Source organism: Streptomyces sp. JK94 (genome assembly GCF_053613315.1).
In genome coordinates, this window is record NZ_JBSICH010000026.1 from 138662 (window position 1) to 165174 (window position 26513).

Annotated in this window: 26 protein-coding genes and 5 pseudogenes; 11 read left to right on the forward strand and 20 right to left on the reverse strand. The window is 71.6% G+C overall.

The features are described from left to right. Positions 1 to 158 precede the first annotated feature (158 nt). Together ACVV2G_RS23385 and ACVV2G_RS23390 are read left to right on the forward strand one after the other, a co-directional pair. Positions 159 to 557 (forward strand): OB-fold nucleic acid binding domain-containing protein, encoded by a 399-nt coding sequence (locus ACVV2G_RS23385; RefSeq protein ID WP_453844705.1) that lies wholly within the window; start codon positions 159 to 161, stop codon positions 555 to 557. Between the two features lie 3 nt (positions 558 to 560). Further along, a complete protein-coding gene (locus ACVV2G_RS23390; RefSeq protein WP_453844706.1) occupies positions 561 to 1340 on the forward strand; it encodes a DUF3159 domain-containing protein in 780 nt (259 codons plus the stop codon). Between the two features lie 77 nt (positions 1341 to 1417). Here the strand turns inward: ACVV2G_RS23390 and ACVV2G_RS23395 are convergent, their stop codons facing one another. Next, entirely contained in the window at positions 1418 to 2095 is a 678-nt protein-coding gene (locus tag ACVV2G_RS23395) for a potassium channel family protein (RefSeq protein WP_453844707.1), read from the reverse strand. Beyond that, complete coding sequence (locus tag ACVV2G_RS23400) at positions 2095 to 2766, reverse strand: potassium channel family protein (protein ID WP_453844709.1); 672 nt, start codon at positions 2764 to 2766, stop codon at positions 2095 to 2097. The genes ACVV2G_RS23395 and ACVV2G_RS23400 overlap by 1 nt, the downstream gene beginning before the upstream one ends. Before the next feature lie 565 nt (positions 2767 to 3331). Between ACVV2G_RS23400 and ACVV2G_RS23405 the strand changes: the two genes are divergently transcribed. Both ACVV2G_RS23405 and ACVV2G_RS23410 read left to right on the forward strand, forming a co-directional pair. Continuing rightward, positions 3332 to 5389 (forward strand): APC family permease, encoded by a 2058-nt coding sequence (locus ACVV2G_RS23405; protein ID WP_453844710.1) that lies wholly within the window; start codon positions 3332 to 3334, stop codon positions 5387 to 5389. Positions 5390 to 5459: 70 nt separating this feature from the next. Then, positions 5460 to 6812, forward strand: coding sequence for a class I SAM-dependent RNA methyltransferase (locus ACVV2G_RS23410; RefSeq protein ID WP_453844711.1), 1353 nt, complete (start codon positions 5460 to 5462; stop codon positions 6810 to 6812). A 215-nt stretch (positions 6813 to 7027) separates the two neighbouring features. Here ACVV2G_RS23410 and ACVV2G_RS23415 read toward each other — a convergent pair. Continuing rightward, positions 7028 to 7153 (reverse strand): annotated as a pseudogene (locus tag ACVV2G_RS23415) (IS701 family transposase); the annotation flags it as partial. Between ACVV2G_RS23415 and ACVV2G_RS23420 the strand changes: the two are divergent. Then, positions 7154 to 7432: pseudogene (locus tag ACVV2G_RS23420) on the forward strand (transposase); the annotation flags it as partial. 4 nt (positions 7433 to 7436) lie between these two features. On the opposite strand, the pseudogene ACVV2G_RS23425 reads toward ACVV2G_RS23420, so the two are convergent. The 7 genes and pseudogenes from ACVV2G_RS23425 to ACVV2G_RS23455 form a co-directional block, all read right to left on the reverse strand. Beyond that, positions 7437 to 7787 (reverse strand): annotated as a pseudogene (locus ACVV2G_RS23425) (IS1380 family transposase); the annotation flags it as partial. A gap of 134 nt (positions 7788 to 7921) precedes the next feature. After that, entirely contained in the window at positions 7922 to 8110 is a 189-nt protein-coding gene (locus ACVV2G_RS23430; protein ID WP_453844712.1) for an acyl-CoA carboxylase epsilon subunit, read from the reverse strand. Between the two features lie 32 nt (positions 8111 to 8142). Further along, complete coding sequence (locus tag ACVV2G_RS23435) at positions 8143 to 9687, reverse strand: acyl-CoA carboxylase subunit beta (protein ID WP_453844713.1); 1545 nt, start codon at positions 9685 to 9687, stop codon at positions 8143 to 8145. A gap of 24 nt (positions 9688 to 9711) precedes the next feature. After that, positions 9712 to 10143, reverse strand: coding sequence for a hypothetical protein (locus ACVV2G_RS23440; RefSeq protein WP_453844714.1), 432 nt, complete (start codon positions 10141 to 10143; stop codon positions 9712 to 9714). 110 nt (positions 10144 to 10253) lie between these two features. Continuing rightward, a complete protein-coding gene (locus ACVV2G_RS23445) occupies positions 10254 to 11048 on the reverse strand; it encodes an AfsR/SARP family transcriptional regulator (RefSeq protein ID WP_453844715.1) in 795 nt (264 codons plus the stop codon). A 420-nt stretch (positions 11049 to 11468) separates the two neighbouring features. After that, positions 11469 to 11561 (reverse strand): annotated as a pseudogene (locus ACVV2G_RS23450). Positions 11562 to 11592: 31 nt separating this feature from the next. Next, positions 11593 to 11685: pseudogene (locus ACVV2G_RS23455) on the reverse strand. Between the two features lie 175 nt (positions 11686 to 11860). Between ACVV2G_RS23455 and ACVV2G_RS23460 the strand changes: the two are divergent. The 6 genes from ACVV2G_RS23460 (at position 11861) to fabI (ending at position 17210) form a co-directional block, all read left to right on the forward strand. After that, positions 11861 to 12856 carry a DUF2156 domain-containing protein gene (locus tag ACVV2G_RS23460; RefSeq protein ID WP_453844716.1) on the forward strand — a complete coding sequence of 332 codons (996 nt, stop codon included), beginning with the start codon at positions 11861 to 11863 and terminating at the stop codon, positions 12854 to 12856. Between the two features lie 143 nt (positions 12857 to 12999). Then, positions 13000 to 13164 (forward strand): hypothetical protein, encoded by a 165-nt coding sequence (locus ACVV2G_RS23465; RefSeq protein ID WP_453844717.1) that lies wholly within the window; start codon positions 13000 to 13002, stop codon positions 13162 to 13164. Positions 13165 to 13409: 245 nt separating this feature from the next. Then, the gene (locus tag ACVV2G_RS23470) at positions 13410 to 14513 is read left to right on the forward strand and encodes a fatty acid desaturase family protein (protein WP_264247817.1); all 1104 of its coding nucleotides are present in this window, start codon (positions 13410 to 13412) and stop codon (positions 14511 to 14513) included. A 182-nt stretch (positions 14514 to 14695) separates the two neighbouring features. After that, positions 14696 to 16120, forward strand: coding sequence for an MFS transporter (locus tag ACVV2G_RS23475; protein ID WP_453844718.1), 1425 nt, complete (start codon positions 14696 to 14698; stop codon positions 16118 to 16120). 2 nt (positions 16121 to 16122) lie between these two features. Continuing rightward, positions 16123 to 16449 carry a ferredoxin gene (fdxA, locus tag ACVV2G_RS23480; protein WP_150483456.1) on the forward strand — a complete coding sequence of 109 codons (327 nt, stop codon included), beginning with the start codon at positions 16123 to 16125 and terminating at the stop codon, positions 16447 to 16449. Continuing rightward, positions 16446 to 17210: an enoyl-ACP reductase FabI gene (gene fabI, locus ACVV2G_RS23485; RefSeq protein ID WP_453844719.1), complete on the forward strand. Its 765-nt coding sequence runs from the start codon at positions 16446 to 16448 to the stop codon at positions 17208 to 17210. The genes fdxA and fabI overlap by 4 nt, the downstream gene beginning before the upstream one ends. Positions 17211 to 17293: 83 nt before the next feature. Here the strand turns inward: fabI and serS are convergent, their stop codons facing one another. From serS to ACVV2G_RS23535, 10 genes are all read right to left on the reverse strand, one after another. Beyond that, positions 17294 to 18571: a serine--tRNA ligase gene (gene serS / locus ACVV2G_RS23490; RefSeq protein ID WP_453844720.1), complete on the reverse strand. Its 1278-nt coding sequence runs from the start codon at positions 18569 to 18571 to the stop codon at positions 17294 to 17296. A 136-nt stretch (positions 18572 to 18707) separates the two neighbouring features. After that, positions 18708 to 19928, reverse strand: coding sequence for a beta-ketoacyl-[acyl-carrier-protein] synthase family protein (locus tag ACVV2G_RS23495; RefSeq protein WP_453844721.1), 1221 nt, complete (start codon positions 19926 to 19928; stop codon positions 18708 to 18710). Further along, the gene (locus tag ACVV2G_RS23500) at positions 19928 to 20158 is read right to left on the reverse strand and encodes an acyl carrier protein (RefSeq protein WP_018888444.1); all 231 of its coding nucleotides are present in this window, start codon (positions 20156 to 20158) and stop codon (positions 19928 to 19930) included. The genes ACVV2G_RS23495 and ACVV2G_RS23500 overlap by 1 nt, the downstream gene beginning before the upstream one ends. 106 nt (positions 20159 to 20264) lie before the next feature. Beyond that, positions 20265 to 21272, reverse strand: a complete 1008-nt coding sequence (locus ACVV2G_RS23505; protein WP_453844722.1) for a beta-ketoacyl-ACP synthase III — start codon at positions 21270 to 21272, stop codon at positions 20265 to 20267. After that, entirely contained in the window at positions 21269 to 22261 is a 993-nt protein-coding gene (locus ACVV2G_RS23510) for a ferritin family protein (RefSeq protein WP_030234932.1), read from the reverse strand. Before ACVV2G_RS23510 ends, ACVV2G_RS23505 begins: the two co-directional genes overlap by 4 nt. Beyond that, positions 22258 to 22815 carry a flavin reductase family protein gene (locus ACVV2G_RS23515; protein WP_453844723.1) on the reverse strand — a complete coding sequence of 186 codons (558 nt, stop codon included), beginning with the start codon at positions 22813 to 22815 and terminating at the stop codon, positions 22258 to 22260. The genes ACVV2G_RS23510 and ACVV2G_RS23515 overlap by 4 nt, the downstream gene beginning before the upstream one ends. After that, positions 22812 to 23420: a hypothetical protein gene (locus ACVV2G_RS23520; RefSeq protein ID WP_453844725.1), complete on the reverse strand. Its 609-nt coding sequence runs from the start codon at positions 23418 to 23420 to the stop codon at positions 22812 to 22814. Before ACVV2G_RS23520 ends, ACVV2G_RS23515 begins: the two co-directional genes overlap by 4 nt. A gap of 21 nt (positions 23421 to 23441) precedes the next feature. Beyond that, the gene (locus ACVV2G_RS23525) at positions 23442 to 23924 is read right to left on the reverse strand and encodes a type II toxin-antitoxin system RatA family toxin (RefSeq protein WP_453844726.1); all 483 of its coding nucleotides are present in this window, start codon (positions 23922 to 23924) and stop codon (positions 23442 to 23444) included. 2 nt (positions 23925 to 23926) lie between these two features. Beyond that, positions 23927 to 25222, reverse strand: a complete 1296-nt coding sequence (locus ACVV2G_RS23530) for an aspartate aminotransferase family protein (RefSeq protein WP_453844727.1) — start codon at positions 25220 to 25222, stop codon at positions 23927 to 23929. A gap of 133 nt (positions 25223 to 25355) precedes the next feature. Then, complete coding sequence (locus tag ACVV2G_RS23535; protein WP_453844728.1) at positions 25356 to 26495, reverse strand: acyl-CoA dehydrogenase family protein; 1140 nt, start codon at positions 26493 to 26495, stop codon at positions 25356 to 25358. Between the last annotated feature and the right edge of the window lie 18 nt (positions 26496 to 26513).

A 26513-nucleotide genomic window follows, 5' to 3' on the forward strand; every position in this document is an offset into this window, starting at 1 on the left:
GGGCGGCGCGTGATCGGGGGACGGCGCGAGGCACCCGCGGCACGTCGCTCCGGAACCGGACGCGGGGTGCCGCTTCGCGACGTGGGCGGGACGTGAGCCTCGCGATACCGGCCCGGAGAGGGTGTCTGGCCGTCGGCGTGCCCCGGTACGCTTCAGATATGAGTGCTGCTCCGCGTTCCGACAAGCCGATGGGCCGGTTCCGGCGCATGTTCGACCGGCTCTCCTCGTCGCAGGAGGACCTGGAGTCCGAGGAACTGCGCGAGGACGCCGACATGGCCGGCTGCACCCGTATCTGCGACTGCCAGGACCGGCAGATCGTCTCGGTAACTGGTACCTTGCGCACGGTCACCCTGCGCCCGCGCGCGGGCGTCCCCGCCCTGGAGGCCGAGCTGTTCGACGGCTCCGCCCCCTTGGACGTGGTGTGGCTGGGCAGACGCTCCATCGTGGGCATAGAGCCGGGGCGCAAGCTCATCGCATCGGGCCGGATCTCCATGAGCCGGGGCCGCCGGGTGCTCTTCAACCCGAAGTACGAACTGAGACCCCTGGGACGGGAGTAGCCGGTGACGTCGCTCGACAAGCCGACCGAAGAGACGGAAGCGGACGACGCCCGGGCGGTGACGGAGGCCGCCCTGTTCGAGGCGTTCGGCGGCGTGCGGGGCCTGGTCGAGACGGTGCTGCCGGGCCTGCTCTTCGTCACGATCTTCACGCTCAACAACGACCTGCACATGTCGGCGATCGCCGCGCTCGCCGTGTCGCTGGTGCTGGTCGTGGTGCGGCTGGCGAGGAAGGACACCGTCAAGCACGCCTTCGGCGGGGTCTTCGGCGTCGCCTTCGGCGTGGTCTTCGCGATGATGACCGACAACGCGAAGAACTTCTACCTGCCTGGCATGCTCTACACGCTGGGCCTGGCCCTGGCCTACATCGTCACCTCGCTGGCCGGGGTCCCCCTGATCGGCCTGATCCTCGGCCCGGTCTTCAAGGAGAACCTCTCCTGGCGCACCCGCAACCCGGGCCGCAAGAAGGCGTACACGAAGGCCAGCTACGCCTGGGGCCTGATCCTGCTCGGCAAGAGCGCGATCCTCTTCCCGCTGTACTGGTGGGCGGACACCGAGCAGCTCGGCTGGGTCCTGGTCGCCCTGAAGATCCCGCCGTTCCTGCTCGCCGTCTGGCTGACCTGGGTGTTCCTGGCGAAGGCACCGGCGCCCATCGACGTGTTCGCGGAGATGGAGGCGGCGGAGAAGGCCGAGGAGGCCAAGGCCGAGCGCGAGAAGGCGGAGCGCGAGGCCCTGGGCGAGGCAGCCGTGGACTCCGTCAGCAGCGGCAGGCACCGCAAGGACTGACGTCGTACGACGGTGGGGCGCCCGGGATTCCCTGGGCGCCCCACCGTCGTACGCGGCCCCGTGCCGCCGCGAGCCGGTCAGCGCGCGGCGTCGCTCCGCCGTGCCGACAGCAGGTCCTCCAGCTGCTCCTCGCGGGCCTGCGCCGCCACGAAGAGCAACTCGTCGCCCGCCTCCAGCGAGTCCTCCCGGGACGGGGTCAGCACCCGGGTGCCGCGGATGATCGTGACCAGCGAGGTGTCCTCGGGCCATTCGACGTCGCCGACCTGGGTGCCGGCCAGCGCCGACTCCTCCGGCAGCGTCAGCTCCACCAGGTTGGCGTCGCCGTGGCTGAAGCGCAGCAGCCGGACCAGGTCGCCGACGCTCACCGCCTCCTCGACCAGGGCCGACATCAGCCGCGGCGTGGAGACGGCGACGTCCACGCCCCAGGACTCGTTGAACAGCCACTCGTTCTTCGGGTTGTTCACCCGGGCGACGACGCGCGGAACGCCGTACTCCGTCTTGGCCAGCAGGGAGACGACCAGGTTGACCTTGTCGTCGCCCGTCGCGGCGATGACGACGTTGCAGCGCTGGAGCGCGGCCTCGTCCAGTGACGTGATCTCGCACGCGTCGGCGAGCAGCCACTCCGCCCTCGGGACGCGTTCGACCGAGATCGCGGTCGGTGCCTTGTCGACGAGCAGGACCTCGTGGCCGTTCTCCAGCAGCTCGGCGGCGATCGAACGGCCGACCGCACCGGCTCCGGCAATGGCGACCCTCATCAGTGACCGCCCTCCTCTTCGGGACCCTGGGCGAACGCCGCCTCGACCTTGTGGACCTCGTCGGTGCGCATCATCACGTGCACCAGGTCACCCTCCTGCAACACCGTCTGCGAGGTGGGCACGATGGCCTCCCCGAGCCGGGTGAGGAACGCCACCCGTACCCCGGTCTCCTCCTGGAGCCGGCTGATCCGGTGGCCGACCCAGGACGCCGAGGTGTGCACCTCCGCGAGCTGGACGCCGCCCGTGGGGTCGCGCCACAGCGGCTCGGCGCCCGAGGGCAGCAGCCGGCGCAGCATCTGGTCGGCCGTCCAGCGGACGGTGGCCACCGTGGGGATGCCCAGCCGCTGGTAGACCTCGGCGCGGCGGGGGTCGTAGATGCGGGCCGCGACGTTCTCCACACCGAACATCTCGCGGGCCACGCGGGCGGCGATGATGTTCGAGTTGTCGCCGCTGGAGACGGCGGCGAAGGCACCGGCCTCCTCGATGCCGGCCTCGCGCAGGGTGTCCTGGTCGAAGCCGATGCCGGTGACCCTGCGGCCGCCGAACGTGGAACCGAGACGACGGAAGGAGGTGGGGTCCTGGTCGACCACGGCGACCGTGTGCCCCTGCTGCTCCAGGGTCTGCGCGAGGGCGGAGCCGACGCGCCCGCAGCCCATGATGACGATGTGCATCGCCTCACACCCCGCTTCCTGCGGGCTGCCCGCCGGCCTCTGTGGATGTCCTGCTCATGTCTCTCTTTCGGCTCGCCTGGCGACACGTCGCGGCCGGTGTGCGGGCCGCAGGGGAACATCATGCCGGTGAGTACCGGCCCCGGACCCTCTCGGGGCCCGGAGAAACCGGATTCCCGCTCCGGCAACGCCCCGGCTTCCTGCCCGCACCCCAACGTAGCGGCAAGCGTCCACGGCCCGCAGGGCGATCTCAGCCCCCGGCCGAGGACCCCCGCCGACCGATGCTGCGGATGCTGGCGAGAGTCAGGAATCCGAGGCCGACGAGCGTGACGGCGCCGCCGATCAGCTCTGCGCTCAGGTGCATGAGACCTCCCAGGGGCGGCGACGCCCGCGAAATCGACGGCATCGGGCGGTGTTTGTCATATGGGCAGCCATATAGACACGCGAACCGGACAACCTGCGGAATCCGCAGCCGCATCGCCTGCGAATTCACCCGTAGGGCAGACGGTGGGACGACCGGGGGTGGCGGCTGGGCGGGCGCCCGTTCGAACGCTTACGATCCTCTGTTGTGTCCAAACTGACCGACGTGCCCAAACGGATCCTCATCGGGCGCGCACTGCGCAGCGACCGGCTGGGGGAAACCCTCCTGCCGAAGCGCATCGCCCTCCCCGTGTTCGCCTCCGACCCGCTCTCCTCCGTGGCGTACGCGCCCGGCGAGGTGCTGCTGGTCCTGTCCATCGCGGGCGTGTCGGCGTACCACTTCAGCCCCTGGATCGCGGTCGCGGTCGTCGTGCTGATGTTCACCGTCGTCGCCTCCTACCGGCAGAACGTGCACGCCTATCCGAGCGGCGGCGGCGACTACGAGGTGGCGAACACCAACCTCGGTCCCAAGGCCGGCCTGACGGTGGCCAGCGCCCTGCTGGTCGACTACGTACTGACCGTCGCGGTCTCCATCTCCTCCGGCATCGAGAACCTCGGCTCCGCGGTCCCCTTCGTCGTCGAGCACAAGGTCCTCTGCGCGATCGCCGTGATCCTGCTGCTGACGCTGATGAACCTGCGCGGCGTCAAGGAGTCGGGCAGCCTGTTCGCGATCCCGACGTACGTCTTCGTCGCGGGCGTCTTCATCATGATCGCGTGGGGTGCGTTCCGCGGGCTGGTGCTCGACGACACCATGCGCGCGCCGACGGCGGACTACGAGATCAAACCGGAGCACGGGGGACTGGCCGGCTTCGCGCTGGTCTTCCTCCTCCTGCGGGCCTTCTCCTCCGGCTGTGCCGCGCTCACCGGCGTGGAGGCGATCTCCAACGGCGTCCCGGCCTTCCGCAAGCCCAAGTCGAAGAACGCGGGGAACACGCTCGCCCTGATGGGCCTGCTCGCCGTCACCATGTTCTGCGGCATCATCACCCTGGCCGCCGCCACCGACGTACGCATGTCGGAGAACCCCGCCACCGACCTCTTCCACAACGGCGTCGCGGTCGGCGCGGACTACGTCCAGCACCCGGTGATCTCGCAGGTCGCCGAGGCCGTGTTCGGTGAGGGCAGCCTCCTGTTCATCGTCCTGGCCGCGGCCACCGCGCTGGTGCTCTTCCTCGCCGCGAACACCGCGTACAACGGCTTCCCGCTGCTCGGCTCGATCCTCGCCCAGGACCGCTACCTGCCGCGCCAACTGCACACCCGGGGTGACCGCCTGGCCTTCTCGAACGGCATCGTGCTCCTCGCCGGCGCGGCCATGTTCCTCGTCTTCGTCTACGGCGCCGACTCCACCCGGCTGATCCAGCTCTACATCGTCGGCGTCTTCGTGTCCTTCACGCTCAGCCAGATCGGCATGGTCCGCCACTGGAACCGCCACCTGGGCACCGAACGGGATCAGGCCAAGCGCCGCCACATGCACCGCTCCCGCGCGATCAACGCCTTCGGCGCCTTCTTCACCGGACTGGTACTGGTCGTCGTGCTGGCCACGAAGTTCACGCACGGCGCCTGGGTCGCGCTGCTCGGCATGTGCATCTTCTTCGCGACGATGACGGCGATCCGCAAGCACTACGACCGCGTCGCCGAGGAGATCGCCGCCCCCGAGGACCCCGACGAGACGCCGAGCGACGACATGGTGCGTCCGTCCCGGGTCCACTCGGTCGTCCTCATCTCCAAGATCCACCGCCCCACCCTGCGGGCCCTCGCCTACGCCAGGCTCATGCGCTCCGACTCCCTGGAGGCGCTGAGCGTCAACGTCGACCCGGCCGAGACCAAGGCGCTGCGCGAGGAGTGGGAACGGCGAGGCATCGCCGTACCGCTGAAGGTGCTGGACTCGCCGTACCGCGAGATCACCCGCCCGGTCATCGAGTACGTCAAGAGCCTGCGCAAGGAGTCCCCGCGCGACGCGGTCTCGGTCATCATCCCCGAGTACGTGGTCGGCCACTGGTACGAGCACCTGCTGCACAACCAGAGCGCCCTGCGCCTCAAGGGCCGCCTCCTGTTCACCCCGGGCGTCATGGTCACCTCCGTCCCGTACCAGCTCCAGTCCTCCGAGGCCGCCAAGCGCCGGGCCCGCAAACGGCAGGACTGGAACGCGCCCGGTGCGGTCCGGCGCGGTCCGGCCCACGACGACCGGGCGAAGGAGTCCTCCTTGTAGACGTAGACTGGACGGCTGTTGTCGTTCGACCCTTTCCGTTGCCGTCCCCGTTCTCTGGAGTCACCCCGCCATGCAGGCAGAACCGAAGAAGTCGCAGGCGGAGCCCCCGGTGGTCTCGCTGGTGGGCCAGGAGTACGAGGTGGAGATCGGCCCCGTCGCCCACGGCGGCCACTGCATCGCCCGCACGTCCGAGGGACAGGTGCTGTTCGTCCGGCACGCGTTGCCCGGTGAGCGCGTCGTGGTCCGGGTCACGGAGGGCGAGGAGGGGTCCCGCTTCCTCCGCGCGGACGCGGTGGAGATCCTGGACGCGTCCAAGGACCGCATCGAGGCCCCGTGCCCCTTCGCCGGCCCCGGCCGCTGCGGCGGCTGCGACTGGCAGCACGCCAAGCCGGGCGCCCAGCGCCGCCTGAAGGGCGAGGTCGTCGCCGAGCAGCTGAAACGCCTCGCGGGCCTCACCCCCGAGGAGGCCGGCTGGGACGGCACGGTGATGCCGGCCGAGGGCGACAAGCTGCCCGCCGGCCAGGTCCCGTCGTGGCGCACGCGCGTGCAGTACGCCGTGGACGACGAGGGCAACGCGGGCCTGCGCAAGCACCGCTCGCACGAGGTCGAACCGATCGACCACTGCATGATCGCCGCCGAGGGCGTCAGCGAACTGGGCATCGAGCAGCGCGACTGGATCGGCATGGCCTCGGTGGAGGCGATCGCCGCGACGGGATCGCAGGACCGCATGGTGATCCTGGAACCGCGGCCCGGCGCCCGTCTCCCGCTCGTCGAACTGGACAAGCCCGTCTCGGTCATGCGGGTGGAGGAGAAGGACGGCGGCGTCCACCGCGTCCACGGCCGCGCCTTCGTCCGCGAGCGCGCCGACGACCGCACCTACCGGGTCGGCTCCGGCGGCTTCTGGCAGGTCCACCCCAAGGCCGCCGACACCCTGGTCCGCGCGGTCATGCAGGGCCTGCTGCCCCGCAAGGGCGACATGGCCCTCGACCTCTACTGCGGCGTCGGTCTCTTCGCCGGCGCTCTGGCCGACCGGGTCGGCGACAAGGGCGCGGTTCTCGGCATCGAGTCCGGCAAGCGCGCCGTCGAGGACGCCCGCCACAACCTCGCCGCCTTCGACCGCGTCCGCATCGAACAGGGCAAGGTGGAGTCCGTCCTTCCGCGGACCGGCATCGACGAGGCCGACCTCATCGTCCTCGACCCGCCGCGCGCCGGAGCGGGCAGGAAGACGGTGCAGCACCTCGCGTCCCTGGGCGCGCGGCGGATCGCCTACGTGGCGTGCGACCCGGCGGCGCTGGCCCGGGACCTGGGGTACTTCCGGGACGGGGGGTACCGGGTGCGGATGCTGCGGGTGTTCGATCTGTTTCCGATGACGTCGCATGTGGAGTGTGTGGCGATTCTTGAGCTCGCAGCAAAGGGCAGCTGACCTGCTGATTTTCTGATTCCCCAGGTTGCGGGCGGGTCGTGCCGACATGTTTCCGTAGGTTCACCGCGTGGAGCATGCTGTAGGTTCCTGCCACACGTCTCACCTGCGGTTCCGCAGCAGAGGTGTGAGGCGAGAACGCTCGGCCTCAACTCCGTAAGGGACGGGTTCGGGAAATGTCTTGACGCTCGTTCGACGCTGTTTCTGACGGAGCGTGACAGGGCCTGCTTCATTTCCCGGTAGTCGTGCTCGATGCGCCAGCGGAGCTTGGCGAGCTGGACCGGGGTGGTCAGTGGGGTGTCGGCGGGCAGGTCGGAGAGCCAGAACCGGACCGGCTCGGTCTCGTCGCCCGCCTGCGCTCGGCCAGGGCCACCGCCCGGGGGATCGCCTGGCTGCAGGCCGCCGAGACCAGGGCAGGGATACCCGCAGCCCGCGCGGGCGGACGCGACCTGCCCGGCCTGGTCCTGGACCTCGACGCCACCCTGGTCACCTGCCACTCCGAGGAAGAGCAGGCAGCGACGACCTACAAGCGCGGCTTCGGCTACCACCCGCTGCTGTGCTTTTTGGACAACACCGGCGAAGCCCTGGCCGGAGTCCTCAGGCCCGGCAACGCCGGCGCCAACGTCCTGCCGAGTCGATGCCGGCCAGCAGGCGCCAGGCGGTCGGGCCGGAGGCGACGGGGCCGACCACCTCTGCCTGATCGCGCAGCAGGGTCAGGTCCGCTATCGCCCCGCCGCCCTCGGCGAGCAGGACCGCGAAATCGACCGCGATCCGGCCGGGATCGTGCCCGGTGCCACGCGGCCGCAACCGGCGCAATGCATTCATGAAGGCGCTGGTCAGACCAGTGACATCGGCGTGATCGGCCAGCAGACGGGATCCGGCGTGGCTGACCCCCCCGTGACCGTCGGCCGACACGACGAGCTTGGGACGCGACCGGACAGGCCGCACGCAGAAAGTGCCTTCCCGCTGTGATGACAGAGGCCTTGGACAAGCGTCATCAGAAGGCACTTTCGCTTTTCCGACCAAGACTCGGACACCGCGGCAAGTGAAACGCCCAGGCTGGACCGGGTGAATGGGGACGCCCGAGTTCCGGCGCTTCGGCGCGTCACCGCTCAGGGCGTCTGCCAGCTGTGCGGGGGGTGGAAAGGGCGGGGGCGCCAGGAGGTGGTGCCGGGGGTGGACGCCTGCGCATCGACGTCGGCCCGGGTGGCACGGCTGAGCAGCAGAGCCGCGAGGGCGGCCAGTTCCTCGTCCGTGGCTTGGCCCTTCTCGACGCGGATGGGAAGCGGGGGAGTGAGCATGGGACCTCCGTCACTGTGGGGCGGCCGTGCCGTCACTGAGGGGGGTTGCCGTGCTTGCGGGCGGGGTGGTCGGCGTGCTTGGTGTGCAGCATCGCCAGTGAGCGGATGAGGACCTCGCGGGTGTCGGCGGGGTCGATGACGTCGTCGACGAGGCCGCGCTCGGCCGCGTAGTAGGGGTGCATCAGTTCCGCCTTGTACTCCTTGACCAGCTCGGCCCGCATGGCTTCGGGGTCCTCGGCCTCGGCGATCCGGCGGCGGAAGATGACGTTGGCCGCGCCCCCGGCGCCCATGACGGCGATTTCGTTGGTGGGCCAGGCATAGGTGAGGTCGGCGCCGATGGACTGGCTGTCCATGACGATGTAGGCGCCGCCGTAGGCCTTGCGCAGGATCAGGGAGATCCGCGGCACCGTGGCGTTGCAGTACGCGTACAGCAGTTTGGCGCCGTGGCGGATGATGCCGCCGTGCTCCTGGTCGACGCCGGGCAGGAACCCGGGGACGTCCAGGAGGGTGACGATCGGGATGCTGAAGGCGTCGCACATCTGCACGAAGCGGGCGGTCTTCTCGCTGGCCTCAATGTCCAGGACGCCGGCGAGCACTCTGGGCTGGTTGGCGACGACGCCCACCACCTGCCCGCCGAGACGGGCCAGCGCGCAGATGATGTTGCGCGCCCAGCGCTCGTGGACCTCCAGGTACTCGCCGTCGTCGACGATCTCCTCGATGACCTCCGCCATGTCGTAGGGCCGGTTGCCGTCCGCCGGGACCAGGTCGGCGAGGGTGTCGCAGCGACGGTCGTGCGGGTCGTCGCACGGCACCGCGGGCGGGTTCTCCCGGTTGTTCCGCGGGAGCAGGGACAGGAGGTAGCGGACCTCCTGGATGCAGGTCTCCTCGTCGTCGTGGGCGAAGTGGCAGACGCCGCTGGTCTCGGCGTGCACGTCCGCGCCGCCGAGGCCGTTCTGGGTGATCTCCTCACCGGTGACCGCCTTGACGACGTCCGGTCCGGTGATGAACATCTGCGACGTCTCGCGGACCATGAACACGAAGTCGGTGAGTGCGGGGGAGTAGGCGGCACCTCCGGCGCACGGGCCGAGCATCACCGAGATCTGCGGGATGACGCCGGACGCCCGGGTGTTGCGCTGGAAGATGCCGCCGTAGCCGGCGAGCGCGGTGACGCCCTCCTGGATGCGGGCGCCGGTGCCGTCGTTGAGGGAGACCAGCGGTGCGCCCGCCGCGATGGCCATGTCCATGATCTTGTGGATCTTCGTCGCGTGGGCCTCGCCCAGCGCGCCGCCGAAGATCCGGAAGTCGTGGGCGTAGACGAACACCGTGCGGCCCTCCACCGTGCCCCAGCCGGTGATCACACCGTCCGTGTACGGCTTCCTGGCCTCCAGGCCGAATCCGGTCGCCCGGTGTCGGCGCAGCTGCTCGACCTCGCGGAACGAGCCCTCGTCCAACAGCAGGCCGATGCGCTCGCGCGCGGTCAGCTTGCCCTTGGCGTGCTGCGCCCGCGTCGCCTTCTCACTAGGGCCGGCCAGTACCTGGCGGCGTATCCCGGCCAGCTCCGCGACGTGGGACCTCATGTCTCCCCCTGATGGGACGGGATGTCAGTTGCCGAGCCGACGCAGACCGTTCATCTGGAGCACGGCGAAGGCCGCGACGACGGCCGCTTGGAGCGGGGTCCACACCGTGCCGACGGTGTTCGGGTCCAGCCAGCCGAAGACCACGGCGGTCACGCTCGCGACCGCCCACAGCAGGTTCGCCTCGATGACCACCTTGGTGGCCGCGGTGGACGGCACCGGACGGCTGGCCAGCACAGCGACCAGTGCGCCGTAGACGGTGAGGAACACGCCGATGCCGCGGAGGAAGCCGGTGTCGAGGCCGAGCAGGTCCCCCACCGGGCCGGCGGCGAACAGGTAGATGAGGCCGTTGCCGCCGGTCACGACGGCGTCGAGGCCGAGGAAGAGACGTAACGGACGCGCGGCCTCCGCGCGCCCTTGGGTCGTCACGGCGCGGGCCGGCGACTGGCTCGTGGTCATGTGGTTCTCCAAAGGTCGAGGGGCGGTTTCCACTTCCGATCCGGATCGTTACAGGCAGTGCTGACCAGCGGCTGACGTGCCGCTTACGCGCGGCGTCGGGACCGGTGGCGTCAGGTGAGCTGGAGCAGGGGAGCGCGCACGTCACCGGACAGGGCCGGGTCGTGGGACAGGATGGCGCTCTCGACCTGCCGCAGCGCGGGGGACGGCTCGATGCCGAGTTCGTCGGCGAGGTGGCGGCGCATACGGCGGAACACATCCAGGGCGTCGGCCTGGCGGCCCGCGCAGTACAGGGCGATCATCAGCTGCTCGCAGAAGCGTTCCCTGAGCGGGTGGCTCGTGTGGGTCTCGGCGAGTTCGGCCAGGACGGCGGCGTGCCGGCCGAGCCGCAGCTCGGCGTCGAAGCGGAGCTCCATGGCCCGCATGCGGTATTCCTCGTAGCGGGCGCCGGCGAGTTGGCACAGGGTGCCGCCGGTGAAGCCGCCGAAGACCGGCCCCCGCCACATGGCCAGGGCCTGTCTCAGTAACCGGGCCGCCTCCTCCGGTGAGCCAGAGCCGAGGGTCTCGGCCTGGCGGACCGCCCTGACGAACTCGGCGGCGTCCAGCTCCCCCTCATTGACCGTCAGGCGGTAGCCCGAGGGGTGGATGGTGACGCGCGAGGTGCTGCGGTCGGGCTCCAGGCCGCGCAGTTTACGGCGCAGCCGGCTGACATGGGCCTGCAGGGCGTTGGCCTGGTTGTCCGGGGCGCCCTCGCCCCACATCTCCTCGACCAGCGCCTCACCGGAGACCGACTGGCCCTCGCTGACCAGCAGCGTCTGGACCAGGGTCCGTTGCAGATCGCCGGAGATCTCGGCCGGTCCCGACGCGGTGCGGATCTGCAGTGCCCCGAGGATCGAGAACCTCAGCATGTTTCCCCCTTGGCGATCAGTGCGGCAGAGAGTGGTCGGGGGGCCGGTCGCGGCGGTCCGTCTCTGCGGCCGAGGCCGCGTGGCGGTCTCCCGGCCGGTCTCCGTCACGGGGTTTCCTCCCGACTCCATCCTGGCACAGAATAATTCCTTTGGGAAGGTATTTTTCTGCTGCACGAGTCCGAGTCATGCCGACAAGGGCGCTGACCTGTGCGGTTGCCGGACGACGGAGGTCAAGCGGAAGGAGTGGTGGTGGATGCGGACGTGTCTGCGCCCCGGCGCACCGCCCAGTGCCGGGCGGTGCGCCGGGGCGCGTGTGTCCGTCGGCGCGGGGGGTCGCCGACGGTGCGTGCGGCACCGGGGCCGCGCGGCCGGTGGGGCGGGGCCGCGCCGGAAGCCGGGTGCCGGGGCGTATACGACGAGCGGAGAGGGCAGGATTCGAACCTGCGTGGGCTTTGTGGGCCCGACCGTGAGATTGCTCTCTGGTCCCCGATAGGCCGCTCCGGGCACCTCTCCTTGTGTGGCCGTTGGTGCGTGGCCGTTTTCGCGGAGAGGGCAGGATTCGAACCTGCGTGGGCTTTGTGGGCCCGACCGTGAGATTGCTCTCTGGTCCCCGATAGGCCGCTCCGGGCACCTCTCCTTGTTCCCGGCTTCCGGTCTCCCGTGCCGTTCACGAGAACAACATTGGCAGGGAGGCCTGACAAAGCGCTGACGTTTCTCTGACTCGATCTGGGAATTCCCGTCCGGTCTTTTCCCGCACCTGCCCTCGATGCTCTACTCGGAACGACGGAAAACGCTCCCGAAAGGGGAAAACAATGACCGTGACCGCCATGGAAACCCCGGTTCTCGAGGCGATACGCACCCATACGTCAACCGAGAACCCCAGCGCGTTCCTGGGCCTCAACAGCGGAAACGACGTCTTCACACTGGCCGGTGCCGACGGCGTCGTCGTATACCGCCGCACGGGTCGGTTCGCCGTTCAGTTCGGCGGCCCCTTCGCCGCCCCCGACGACTACGACCCTCTCCTGGAGGCCTTCCGCCGGCACGTCCGCGACGAGGGCCGCACCCTGGTCGCCATCCAGCTCCAGCGCGCCGACGCCGAGCACTACGCCCGACGCGGCTTCACCGTCAACCAGGTCGGCGCCTCCTGGGCCGTCGGCCTGCCGGACTTCACACTGCGCGGCACCCGCTTCATGCAGCTGCGCAACAAGATCTCCCGGGCCCGCCGCAACGGCCTGGTCGTCCAGGAGGTCTCCGCCGACGACTGGCAGGACGCGATCGCCGCCATCGACCGGGCCTGGCTCGGTTCCAAGGGCGGCGCCCAGCAACTGGAGTTCCTGGTCGGCCAGATCGGGGGACCGGCCCAGGCACACCGCCGGCTGTTCACCGGCACCATCGACGGCAGCCCCGTGGCGTACATCTCCTACTCGCCGGTGTACGGCGGCCGGGCCGGCTGGATGCACGACCTGAGCCGGCGCGTCCCGGACAGCTCCCCGGGACTGATGGAGGCCATCAACGCGACCGCCGCCGAGGTGTTCCGTTCGGAGGGCGTCGAGTGGCTGCACTTCGGCTTCACCCCGTTCACCGGCCTCGACGCCGGCCACGAGATCGACGGCCACAGCCCGGCGTTCCAGTGGCTGATGCACGCCCTGTGGGCCGAGGGGGCCGCGCTGTACCCGGCGCAGACCCAGCTGTCGTACAAGCAGAAGTGGGCTCCGGACGTGGTCATCCCGGAGTACGTCGCCTTCGACGGCCCGCAGGCCTCGCTGGCGTCCTTCGCCCACGTCTTCCGTGCCTGCAAGGCGTTCTGACGAGCCGTCATCCGCCACGCCCGCAGCGGGGCACTCCGGACCGACCGTGCCCGCAGCGGGGCGCGGCGTCGCGGCGCGCCGCGGGGCGCCCTCCCCGCACCGCCCTCACGCACCACCCGTCTTCCGGAACAGGAGAACCAGCGATGAGCGACAACGGACCCGACACCAGCACCGAAGTCCTCCAGCACACCGTGGTCGAGCGGCTGATGGCCGTCATCGGCGCGCCCGACGACGAGGAAGTGGCGCGCGACGCGGACGCCGCCGTCCTGGCGCTCGACGAACGGCTGCGCGCCGAGTCCGCCGCCTGACGGCCACCGCCGATCAGACCGGCATCAGTGGCACATCAGCGCGGCGCAGCACGCTGGACACGTGTTCGTCCGGTGGTCCCCCGGCGGAGTACCGCACTGTGCTCCGGCGTTCCCGGACCGCCGGGCGGGCACGCCCGCGCGTTCCCGACCGCCCGCGGGAGCACTGTCGACTCGCGGCGCCCGCAGGTCCGCGGGGCAGCGGCGCCGCCGCCCGAACGGGGCACTTCTCCCAAGGAGAGCAACGCATGCAGCGTCCGCACACACAAGAAGCCGGGGCAGCAGCCGCCTCCGCGGCCGGTCCGCGCACCGGCGCCTCGGCGACGTTCGCCGAGCTTCTCAAACGCGTCAAGGCGGAAGGTCTCCTCGACCTCGACCCGCGCTACTACGTGGGCCGTCTCGCGCTCAACACCACCCTGCTGCTGATCGGATTCGCCGCGTTCTTCGCCCTGGGCGACTCCTGGTGGCAGCTGCTGACGGCCCTGTGGATGGGGCTGTGCGGCGGCCAGTCGGCGTTCATGTGGCACGACGCCGGACACAAGGCCATGTTCCGCAGCAAGAAGGCCGCCTCCGCCGTCGGCTACATCCACGCCAACCTCGTCAACGGGGTCAGCTACGGCTGGTGGGTCAACCACCACAACCGGCACCACAGCAACCCCAACCACCTGGACAAGGACCCGGACATCGGCCGGCGCACTGTCATCTTCGACGTCAAGCAGTACCCCAGCCGGCGGGGCACGCAGAAGTTCGTCGTGCGCCACCAGAGCGTGCTGTTCTTCGTGCTGCTCGTCCTGGAGGGCTTCAAGATGCTCCGGACGGCCGTGGTGTCCATCGCGCAGGGCAAGACCAAGCGGCCCGTGCTGGAGTCGTTCCTGGTCGTGCTGCGCGCCGCGGTCTACTGCGCCCTGGTCTTCACGGTTCTCTCGCCGGTCCTCGCCGTCGCGTTCATCCTCGTGCAGCACGCCGCCCTGGGCGTCTACTTCGGCATGATCTTCGCCCCGAACCACAAGGGCATGGACGTCCGCGACGGCGAGGAGGAGACCCTGGACTGGCTGGAGCGCCAGGTCCTCACCTCCCGCAACATCCGCCCGAACCCGGTGGTCGACTTCCTCTACGGCGGCCTCAACTACCAGGTCGAGCACCATCTGTTCCCGGCCATGCCGCAGAAGCACCTGCCGCGCGCCCGGGAACTGACCCGCGCCTACTGCGCCGAGCGCGGGGTGCCGTACCACGAGGTCGGCTTCTGGACGTCCTACCGGGAGGTCGCCTCCTACCTGCACGAGGTCAGTGAGCCGGTGCGGGCCGGGACCGTGGAGGAGGAGATCAGGCGCCGGGCGGCCCAGGCGGCCTGACCCGGCCCGCGCCCCTCGGTCGCCGCCGGTCCGGGACCCCCCCCACGCTCCGGTCCTGCACGGCCCCGCACCCCACGCGTCCACAGCCCCGGCCCCCGGGCCGCACGCCCGGGCCCGCCGTCGGCCCGGGCGGTTCCCTCACCGGAGTCCCTGAGAACCAGGAGTCCAAGGAGAGCCTCCCCATGTCCCAGACCACCACGGTGGCGGGCGGTGTCACCGCCCCCGCCGCGATCGGGGTCCGCCTGGACCGCATGCCGATCACCCCGATGCACCGAAGACTCACCATGGTCATCGGCATCGGTCTGCTCTTCGACACGTTCGAGAACAACCTCTCGGGCACCATCGCCAAGGTGCTCCAGAGCGACTTCGCCTTCGGGGCGACCGAGCTCAAACTCGTCCTGGCCTCGGTGTTCATCGGCCAGTTCATCGGCTCGCTGGTGCTCGGCCGGATCGCCGACCGGTTCGGCCGGCGCCGGGCCTTCCTGATCAACCTCGCCATCTACTCGGGCTTCTCCCTGCTGGGCGCCTTCTCGCCGAACGCCGCCTGGCTGATCGTCACCCGCTTCATGGCCGGCATCGGCATCGGTGCCGAACAGGTGCTCTCCGACTGCTACCTGGCCGACGTGCTGCCCGCCAAGCGGCGCGGCCGGTACATCGCCTGGGCCTACACCGTCGCCTTCTGCGGGGTGCCCGCCGTCGGCTTCGCCGCACTGTGGCTGGTGCCCCTGTCCCCGCTGGGCATCGACGGCTGGCGCTGGCTGTTCGTGATCGGGTCGCTGGGCTCCGCCGTGGTGTGGGTGCTGCGCCGCCGGCTGATCGAGTCGCCGAGGTGGCTGGCCGCCCAGGGCCGCACCGAGGAGGCCGAGCTGCTGGTGGCCGAGATGGAGAAGCAGGCCTACCCGGACCGTCCCGCGACGGTTCGCCCGGTGGCCGCGGGCACCGCCGGACCGGTGGAACCGGCCGCGGTGCGCCACCGTGTGCGCGACGTGTTCGGCCGCGGCATGCGGCGCCGCACGGTGGTGCTGTGGATCTTCTGCGTGCTGTCCGTGGTCGGCTACTACGGTTTCGGCACGCTGGCCCCCCAGATCGTCGCGGCCAAGGGCTATGGCATCGTCGCGGGCATCGGCTTCACCGCGCTGTCCTTCCTGGGCTACCCGGTCGGTTCCGCGCTGGCCCTGCCGATCGTCGACCGGTTCGAGCGCCGGACGCTGGTCGCGGCCTCCGCGGCGGCGATGATGGTGGCCGGCCTCGGCTTCGCCTACGCCGGATCCCCCGCGCTCATCGTGGCGTTCGGCTTCGTCTACACCCTGTGCAGCAACGTCTTCTCCAGCGTCTCGCACGTGTACCTCTCCGAGCAGTATCCGACCGCGATCCGCGCCACCGCGTCCGGCGCCGCCTACTCGCTGTCCAAACTCAGCGCTGCCGCACTGCCGTTCGTCCTGCTGCCGGTCCTGGACTCGCGCGGCCCCGGTGCCCTGTTCGGGGTCATCGCCGCGGCGATGGCGGCCCTGGCGGCGACCGTCCTGCTGCTGGGCGAGCGCACCACCGGGGCTCCGGTCGACGGCGTCGCCGGCCCCCCGACCACCCCCGTGACGAAGAGGAGCTGACGATGGCCTACGTCATCGCACTGCCCTGCGTCGACGTCAAGGACCGCTCCTGCGTCGACGAGTGCCCCGTGGACTGCATCTACGAGGGCCGCCGGGCCCTGTACATCCACCCCGACGAGTGCGTCGACTGCGGCGCCTGCGAACCCGTCTGCCCCGTCGAGGCGATCTGCTTCGAGGACGACGTGCCCGCCGAGTGGGGCGACCACACCGCCTCCAACGCCGACTTCTTCGCCGCCGTGGGCTCGCCCGGCGGTGCCGCCGCACTCGGTGCCCTCGGCCACGACTCCCCGCTGGTGCGGGCCCTGCCCGAGGCGGTGACCCGGACATGAGCGGACTCCTCGCCGGCAAGCGGATCCTGGTGACCGGGGTCGTCACGGACGCGTCCATCGCCTTCCACACGGCCCGCATCGCCCAGGAGGAGGGTGCCGAGGTCGTCCTCACCGGCTTCGGGCGCCTCTCCCTGATCGAGCGCGTCGCCGGACGGCTGCCGAAGCCGGCCCCGGTGCTCGAACTCGACGTCACCGACCAGCGGCAACTGGACGGCCTCGGCGACCGGATCCGCGAGCACACCGACACCCTGGACGGACTGGTGCACTCCATCGCCTACGGGCCGCGGGGCGCCTTCTCCTTCCTGGACGGCGACTGGAACGACGTGTCGACCGCCGTGCACGTGTCGGCGTACTCCCTGAAGTCGCTGACCACGGCCTGCCTGCCCCTGATGGAGCGGTGCGGCGGCTCGGTGGTCGGGCTGACCTTCGACGCCGCGGTCGCCTGGCCGCGCTACGACTGGATGGGCGTCGCCAAGGCCGCCCTGGAGTCGACCAGCCGCTACCTCGCCCGGGACCTGGGCGGTCGCGGCGTCCGCTGCAACCTCGTCGCGGCGGGACCGCTGCGCTCCATGGCGGCCAAGTCCATCCCCGGGTTCGCCGACCTCGCCGGGGTCTGGGAGCACCGGGCCCCGGCGGGCTGGGACCCCACCGACCCGGAACCGGCGGCCCGCGGGGTCGTCGCCCTGCTGTCGGACTTCTTCCCGCGCACCACGGGGGAGATCGTGCACGTCGACGGAGGGGTGCACATGATGGGCGCCTGAGCCCCGGGCCGGGCGCGGCGAAAGGGGCGGGAGCGGGTCGCGGACCCGGCTCCCGCCCCTTTCGCGGTGGCGCCCGCCGGCGCCTACGCGGTGTCCCCGCCCGGCAGGATCCGGCGGAAGCCGGTGTACGGGACGAGGGCCTCGGGCAGCACCACCGAGCCGTCCTCCCGCACGCCCTGCTCCAGCAGCGCGGCGACCGTGCGGCCGATCGGCAGCGCCGAGCCGTTCAGCGTGACCGCCGGCGTCCTGCTCCCGTCGGGCCGCTTGACGCGGATGTCCGCGCGACGCGCCTGGAAGGTGCCGCAGTCGGAGACCGAGGAGATCTCCCGGTAGGAGCCGCTGCCCGGCAGCCACACCTCGACGTCGTAGGTCATCCGGGCGGAGAACCCGAGGTCGCCGGCCGGCAGCAGCACCACGCGGTGCGCCAGTTCCAGGCGCTTCAGGCACTCCTCGGCGTGGTTCACCATGAGTTCGAGCTGTGCCGGGGCGTCCTCGGGGGCGCAGACGCGCACCAGCTCCACCTTCTCGAACTGGTGCAGCCGCAGGATGCCGCGGGTGTCCCGGCCGTACGCCCCGGCCTCCGCCCGGAAGCACGGCGTGCAGGCGGTGAAGGCCAGCGGCAGCGAGCGGGAGTCGAGGAGCCGGCCGGCCACCAGGTTGGTCAGCGGGACCTCGGCGGTGGGGATCAGGAACAGTTCCCGCTCACCGACCTGGGTGCGGAACAGGTCGTCCTCGAACTTGGGCAGCTGCCCGGTCCCGGTCATGGTGTCGCGGTCGACCAGGAACGGCACCGACTGCTCGGTGTAGCCGTGCTCGCGGGTGTGCAGGTCGAGGAGGAAGTCGCGCAGGGCCCGCTCCAGTCGTGCCCCGGCCCCGCGGGCGACGGCGAAGCGGGCACCGGACAGCCGGGCCGCGGCCGGGCCGTCGAGGATGCCGAGGGACTCCCCGATGTCGGCGTGGTGGCGGGCGCCGTCCGCCGGCCGCGGAGCGGGACCGCCCCGGCGTATCTCCACGGTCTCCTTCTCCGAGTCGCCGTCCGGGACCGCGTCCAGGGGGATGTTGGGGACGGAGAGCAGCAGCTCGGTCAGGTGTGCTGCGGCCGTGCGGGCGGCGGCCTCGGCCCGCTGCACCTCGGTCCGCAGCGCCCGGGCGGACGCCTTTTCCTCCTCGGTCGGCGGGCCGGAGCGGCGGGCCCTGGCCGTGCGGTTCAGCTCGGTGCGCAGCCGGGTCACCTCCGCCTGCGCGCCGTTGCGCTCGCGCAGGGCGCCGGCCAGCGCGGCCGGGTCGAGGTCGTGGCGTCGGCGGGCCAGCCGCCGTACGGCCTGCGGCCCGTCCTTCAGCAGTTCTTGGGGATCGTGCACGGTGGACTCCTGACGTGTGGCGGGATGGGGTGGCCCGCGGACCGGCGGGGCGGGTGCCGTGCGGCCGGGTGCCGCACGGGAACAGCCGCCCGGCGGAGGTGCTCCGCGGGCGGCTGCCGGTATGTGTCCGGGCCGTTCAGGCCGGCGCGATGGCCAGGGCCGTGTTCTGGCCGCCGAAGCCCAGGGAGTTGCTCAGGGCGAGATCGATGGGCATGTACGTGGCGGCCTGGGCGAGTTTGATGTCGATCCTGGAGTCGGGCATGACGAGGTTGGCGGTGGGGGGCACGAGTTCGTGCTCGACGCTCAGCACGGTGAAGGCGGCCTCGACTGCCCCGGCCGCGCCGAGCAGGTGTCCGGTGACTCCCTTCGTGGACGTGACCAGCGGGTCCCCGCGCAGCGTCCGGCCGATCATGCGGGCTTCCGCCAGGTCGTTCAGCGGTGTCGACGTGCCGTGGGCGTTGACGTGCTGGACGTCGTCCGGGTCCGCGCCCGCGTCGGCGAGCGCGGCGCGGACGGCGGCCTCGATGCCCGCGCCGTCGGGGTGCGGCGACGTCATGTGGTGGGCGTCGGCGGTGGCGCCGTAGCCGATGATCCGGCCGTGCACATGGGCGCCGCGGGCGCGGGCGTCCGCCACCCGTTCCATGACGAGGATGCCGGCGCCCTCCCCGGCGACGAAGCCGTCCCGGTCGGCGTCGAACGGCCGGGACGCGGAGGCCGGGTCGTCGTGCCGCTTCGACAGTGCCCCCATCTGGGCGAAGCCGGCCATGACCAGTGGGGTGACCATGGCCTCGCTGCCGCCCGCCAGGACGATGTCGCAGCGGCCGAGGGCGAGCAGGTCCCGGGCCGTGCCGATGGCGGTCGCGCCCGAGGCGCAGGCGGTGGCCACCACCAGGTTGGGCCCGGTCGCCCCGAATTCGATGGCCGTCTGACCGGCCAGCATGTTCGGCAGCTGCATGGGCAGCAGCAGCGGCGAGACCCGGTCGGCGCCCTGCTCGCGCAGCACGTGGTGCTGTTCCTCGACGGTGCCCGGGCCGCCGTCTGCGCAGCCCAGCACCACACCCACCCGCGCCCCGTCCCACGTCTGCGGATCGAGGTCCGCGTCGGCCACCGCCTCGTGCGCGGCGACCAGCGCGAACTGGACGAACCGGTCCAGGCGGTGGGCCCGCCGCGCGCTCAGCAGGCGCTCGGGGTCGAAGCCGGGCACCCGGCAGGAGATACGTACGGGGTTATCCGTCAGCAGCGGATCGAGGGCGGCGGCCGGCCTGCCGTCGCAGACCGCCGCCCAGCTCGGCCCGACCCCGATACCACCCGGGGTGACCAGGCCGAGCCCGGTGACGGCGATGTCCATGCCGGCCATCAGACCTTCGCACTCCGCTCCTCCATCAGCCGGACCATGTCGGCCACGGTTTCCGCCTCCAGCAGGTCGTCGTCGCTGACGTCCAGGCCGAGCTCGGACTTCAGCAGCAGTGACAGCTCCACCACGGCCAGCGAGTCCAGCTCGATGTCCTCCCGGGTGGCCTCCGGGGTGATGGCCTCCGGCGACACCTTGAGCTTGTTGGACAGGATTTCCTTGAGCTGCTCCAGCATGTCGGTTCCTTTCGACAGTTCTCTCGAAGGCGCAAGCGCCCGTTCTCCGCTGTGTCGGACAACGCTTGTGGGAGGGGCCGGCCCGGGCCCCGCCTGTGACGGGACGTCAGATGGTTCGCACCTCGGGCCAGACCAGCGTGGTCGCGCCCCAGGACAGCCCGCCGCCGAACGCGGTCAGCAGCAGCCGGTGCCCGGCGGTGAGCCGTCCGTCCGCCGCGCTCTCGGCCAGCAGCAGCGGCAGTGAGGCGGCGCCGGTGTTGCCGACCCGTGCGATGTTGCTCAGCCGCCGTTCGCCGGAGATGCCGAGCCGCTCCGAGACCGCCTCCAGGATGCGGGCGTTGGCCTGGTGCGCGGCGAACCGGTCGACGTCGCACGGCCGCCAGCCGGCCCGCTCTGCCGCCTCGGTGGAGGTGACGGTCATCCGCTCCACCGCGTGCCGGTAGGTGTCGCGGCCCACCATCCGGAAGAAACGGTCCTCCGGCGCGGGCTCCCGGCCGGACGACCGCTGCCGCGACCCTCCGGCCGGCACCTCGATCAGATGGCTCAGCCCGCCGTCGCTGCCCAGCACGAGCGGGCCCACCGCGCCCGGCTCCCCGGGGGAGCCGGCGCGCAGCAGTACCGCGCCCGCGCCGTCCCCGAAGATCACCGCCGTGGTGCGGTCCTCGGGGTTGATGATCGTCGTGAACGCGTCCGCGGCAATCAGCAGCACCCGGTCCGTCACCCCGGCGGCGATCAGGCCCGCCGAACTGGCCAGGCCGTACAGGAAGCCGGAGCAGACGGCGGCCACGTCGAAGGCGGGCACCTCGCCGAGTCCGAGCCGCGCCGCGACCTGCGGCGCGGTGGCCGGACACGGCTGGTCCGGGGTGGTGGTGGCCAGCACCACCGCGCCCGCCCGCCCGTCTCCCGCCGACTTCAGCGCCCGCAGGCCCGCCTCGACCGCCAGGTCGCTGGTCGCCGTGCCCGGGGCGACCACACAGCGCCGGGCGATCCCGGTGCGCGAGCGGATCCAGTCGTCCGAGGTGTCCAGGCTCCGGGCCAGATCCTCGTTGGTGACCACGTCGGGCGGGACGTACGACCCGATCCCGCAGACCACGGCGGCCCGTCGGGTGCTCACGCGCCCGGCCCCGGACTGCTGAGGACCTCCAGGGGCAGGCCCATGTAGGCCATCCGGGCCTCGGCCATCTCGTCGGTCCACCGCTCGGCCATGTCGTAGCGCTGCTCGGGAGTGGTGTCGAGCATCCGCACGCCGGGCCAGATCTCGTAGTCGCCGATCCGGTCGGCGTGCCGGAGCATGCCCTCCTGGAACAGCTCCTCGCGGTGGATCACGAACTCCCGGTCGGGGATCTCGTCCCACAGACGCACGCCGGCCCGCAGGATCTCCAGCAGGCGCGGACGGTACTCGGGGTGCGCGGCCACGTGGTCGCGCAGGATGGTGCTGGCCACCGTCAGATGGCGGATCTCGTCGATCGCGGTGCCGCGGGAGATCTCGCCGGTGGCCGGGGACAGGGGAGTCCACTTGCGTTCGCTCAGCTCGGCGGCCGGTGCCAGCACGCCCTCGATGACGATGGCGAACACGGCGACACCGCCGGGGAAGTCGGCCTGGTCCCGGACGATGTCGAGGGTGAAGTCGACCACCGGGTCCAGCACCCGGGCGCGGTAGTCCCGGGCCATCTCGTCGATGCTCTTCAGGAGCGTGTCGGCCGGGATGCCCAGCTCCACCAGGTGGTTGCGGAACACCCGGGCGTGCCGTGCCTCGTCGAGCAACTGGGTGGCGTAGAACTCCATCTCGGGGATGCCGGGCGCAATCGACACGTAGTGGCCGAGCAGCCGGGTGGCCAGCTCCTCGGACAGCCCGCGCAGACCGAACTCCAGCACCAGCGCCTCGCGCAGCGGGCCCGGCTCCTTCAGGAAGTCCGGGACGATCGCGTCGTCGTGGTGGCCGGTCACGCCGCGGTCGCGCAGCGTGCCCTGGGCCACCGAGGTGATCCAGTAGGCGAGGTCGCACTCCTCGGGACCGAGGGTGAGTTCCTTCGCCCCGTCCAGCAGACCGGGCGCCTTGTCCCAGTCGGCCTCGGGGGCCACGAGTACCTTGGACTGCGTCATGACGCTGCGGCCTCCTTAGCCGGGTGCAGGGTGCCGGCGCGCAGGCGGCCGGCGTAACTCAGCAGGGGGAGCCCTTCGTCCGCCCTGGCGCGCACGACGTGGCCGAGCAGCAGCTCGCTGTCGCCCGCGGCGTGGGCGGAGTGGAAGCGGCAGGTGTAGTGGGCGAGCGCACCCGCGATGAGCGGGGCCTGCGCGTACGGGTCCGCCGTCCAGGCCAGGCCCGCGAACTGGGCGCTGCCGTCGGGGCGCCCGCTGTCGGCGAACCGGCGGGCCACCTCCGCCTGGTCACCGCCCAGCACGTTGATCGCGAACCGGCCCGTGGCGGCGGCCCGCCGCGCGAAGGACGACCCGGCCCGCAGCACGACGCCGACGAGCAGCGGCTCGCGCGAGACCAGGGTGACCGTGCTCGCGGTGGTGCCGTGCATCCGGCTCTCCGGGCCGGTGGTCAGCACCGACACCGGGGACGCCAGGTGGTAGAGCGCCCGGCGCCGTTCGGCCGGGTCCTGGCGGACGGGCCGGCGTGTGCGCGGGCCGGTCGCGGTCGCGGTGCTCATCGCAGCGCCTCCGCCTGCCCGGCCGCGGACTCTCCGGCCACGGCGGCCTGCGCCGGGGCCTCCTGCGCCGCGGCGGCGTCCGCCCGCGGCGCCGGCACCGGCTTGCGGACCGGGACGTGCCCGACCGGCACCGGGTCCGTCACATGCCCGACCGGCTTGGGGTGCGGCAGGCCCAGGTCGTCCAGGAGCCGCAGGTAGCCGGGCTGGCGGACCGGCTCGAAGGGTAGCGTGAAGGACTTCATGAAGTTGCCGAACAGCCCGCGGTCGCCGAAGAGGTGGAAGGGCAGCACCAGCAGCGCCCACTCGGGTTTCACCAGCCAGCACCACAGCGCGGCCACGGCGGCCTGGGTGATGAGGCTGTGCATCACGTTGTACAGGACGTAGTACGCCTTGTGGATCGGCCGCCCGCCACTGCGCCGGAACGCGATCGCGCCCGGGATGTATCCGATCAGGTCGATGTAGAGGAAGAGGGCGATCGCCGGCAGCCAGCGGATCTCGTCGAAGTGGGCGATCATCAGGCCGGTGGTGACGGCGAAGCCCACCACGTACTCGGCGCGGTGCAGCGAGTACGTGCGCGGTGTCTCGAACGGGTTTGCCTGGTCCATGGTCAGCAGCTCCCTGATGCGCTAGGCGCCGACCGCGGCGGGCGGGGTGAGTTCGATGCCGCCGTTGATGCGCACGGCGGGGAACAGGCCGGTCAGCGCCCAGGCCACGGTCTCCTTGATGACCCGCTCGGCGATCGGGTCGAGGATGCCCTCCAGACTCGGGATGCCGAAGTCGAAGTCGGCGTCGAAGCGGACCGCGACGTCGTCGCCGTCCTGCGTCACCGACCAGGTCCCGGAGAAGGAGTCGAAGTCCCCGTCGGACTGCTCGAAGCGGATCTCGCCCTGCTCCGGCAGCACGGTGTCGTCCTCGGTCCAGCGCAGCAGGCCGCTGCGGAAGTGCAGCTCCCAGCTGGAGGAGGCGGCGGGGTCGGGGTAGGCGGCGTGCACCGTGGTCGCGTTGACGTGGGGCGCCAGGTCCGGGTACCGCTCCCAGCGCCGTACGGCGTGCAGGACCGTCTCGGCCTGCTCCCCGGGTATCCGGGCATCGAGTTCGACGTGCCTCACGATCAGTTACCGCCTTCCGGCATCTTGGCCGCGCCCCGTACGAGGTCGCGGGTGGCCAGGTCGAAGGAGTTGAGGAGGAAGTCCACGTCGGTGTCGCCGAGCACGGCGGGCGGGGTGAACCGCACCACCGAGCTGCCGTTCATCGAATGGTTGGCGACCACGCCGTGGTTGAACAGTTCGATCAGCAGCTCGCCGGCCAGCCCGGCCTCGACGAGCTCGACGCCGATCAGCAGGCCCCGGCCGCGCACGTCCACCACGAGGTCGGGGATGTTGCGGCGCGCGATCTCGGTGATCGCCGGCAGCAGCCGGGCGCCGAGGCCCAGCGCCCTGGTGACCAGGCGCTCCTCCTTCACGGCCCGGATGGCGCCCTGGACCGCGGCCATCAGTACCGGCTGGCCGGAGAACGTGGCGGTGTGGACGTAGGGGTCCTTGTCGAAGGGACGGAAGGCCTTGCGGGTGGCGACGGCCGCCGAGACCGGCATCACCCCGCCGCCGAGCGCCTTGCCGGCGAGCAGGACGTCCGGGACGACGCCATCGATGTCGGCGCCCCACCACTCGCCGAGCCGGCCGAAGCCAGACTGCACCTCGTCGAGGATCAGGAAGCCGTCGTACTCGCGCACCAGCTTCTCGACGCGCTTGAGGTAGCCCTTCGGCGGGATGATCACACCGCCCTCGCCCTGGACCGGTTCGAGGATGACGCACACCTCGCCCGGGTGGGCGGCGAGTTCGGCCTCCAGGGCGTCGGCGTCACCGAAGGGCAGGTGCAGGAAGTCGGGCACCAGCGGGCGGAACGGCCGCTGGTAGACCTCCTTGGCGGTGGCCGACAGCGCGCCGAGGGTCTTGCCGTGGTAGCCGCCGCGCATGGAGACCGTGCGCTTGAAACCGCCCGCGCGGGCCAGCTTCAGGCCGGTCTCCACCGCCTCCGCTCCCGACAGCGCGAAGTGCACCCGGTCCAGACCGGGCGGCAGCACCGAGACCAGTGCCTCGGCCGCGCGGGCCACGGTGGGCTCCAGCAGGATGCGGGTCGCGGTGGGGTGGATGCGCAGCTGGCGCTCCACCTCTTCCATCACGATCGGGTGGCGGGCGCCCATCACGAACACGCCGTAGCCGCCGGCGTTGAGGAAGCGCTCACCGTCGCTGGTGGTGAGCCAGGCGCCCTCGGACGCCACCTCCATGTGGCTGCCGAACAGTTCGGCGAGCGTGGCCCGGCCCTTGCTCAGATGCGCGCGGTACAGGCCAAGGATTTCTGCCTCGGCGTCGGCGGACGGAGCCGCCGGGGATTCCTGGATGACGGTCACGTGTGGCTCACTCCAAGGGGTCGTGGGGTCGTGCGGACAGGACCGGGACCGTGCTGCGGCCGGGGCCTGTCCGGCCGCGGCAGTGGTGCCGTGACCGGGTTCTCACCGCCGGCGAACCGTCCCGGCCGCGGCCCTAGGCGAGGACGAGCTCGCCGCCGCCGAACCAGCGCAGCAGCGGCTCGGCGGCGGCGGCGCGCGACGGCGGGTGGAAGGCGAGGGCCCGCAGCGCGGCCGCGGCCTGTGCCGGACCGGAGCCGCGGATGAAGTCCAGGCCGCCCAGCAGTTCCAGGGCGCGGGAGGCGATGTCGGGCAGGGCGTTCTGCACGGCGTACCGGGCCACCAGCACGCGGCCCACCGACTCCTCGTCACCGGGCTCCGGGCCGGTCGCCCGCGCGACGCCCTCCAGCAGCGCGACCGCGGTCTCCATGTCCATGGCGAGGGAGGCCCGCTCCGCCACGCTGCCGCGCTCGCGCTCCAGCACCTGCTCCACCAGCTCCAGCGCACCGCCCGCGTACCCGGCGGAGATCAGCAGCTCGAACCAGACGAACCCGGCCGACTGGAGGTCGTCGAGGCGGTGCGGGTCGTCGGCGCCGGCCCGCACGACCATGCCGGCCGGTACGAACACGTCCTCCAGCCGCACCTCTTCGCTCTCCGCGCCCGCCAGCAGGTCGTTACCCCAGTACGGGTGCACGGTCAGGCCGGGCGCGTCGGCCGGCACCAGGGCGAGGGCCAGCTCCGGCTCGCCGTCGTCGCCGTGGATGGCGACGCTCGCCGTGAGCAGGCTCATCGAACGGGACAGGCTGCACGGCTTCTTGGCACCGGTGAGCAGGAACCCGTCGCGCACCGGGCGGGCGGTCACGGCCGGCTTGAGGATGTTCTGCGCCGTCCGGCCCTCGGCCCAGCCGGACGCCATCACCTGCTGGTCGGGCACGATCCGGCGCAGCAGGGCCGTCTGCTCGTCGGTCAGCCGGCCCGCCTTGACGGCCAGCGAGTACAGCATCGCGGTGGTGAAGTGGTGCATCGACACGGCCGCCACCAGCGACGGGGACACGGCGCCCAGGGCCAGCTGGACCCGCATTGCGTCCAGGGCGTCGGCGCCGTGGCCGCCGTACTCCTCGGGGATCAGCAGACCGACCCCGCCGTGGATGCGGAACAGGTCGATCACCGGGCTGCCGGGCCGCTCGCGGTCGGTGTACGGGATCTGGTCCAGCTCCTTGAGCAGACCGGGGTGGAAGCGCTCGCAGACGGAGCGGGCGAGGTCGAGGGAACGCAACGGAAGCCTCCAGCGAAA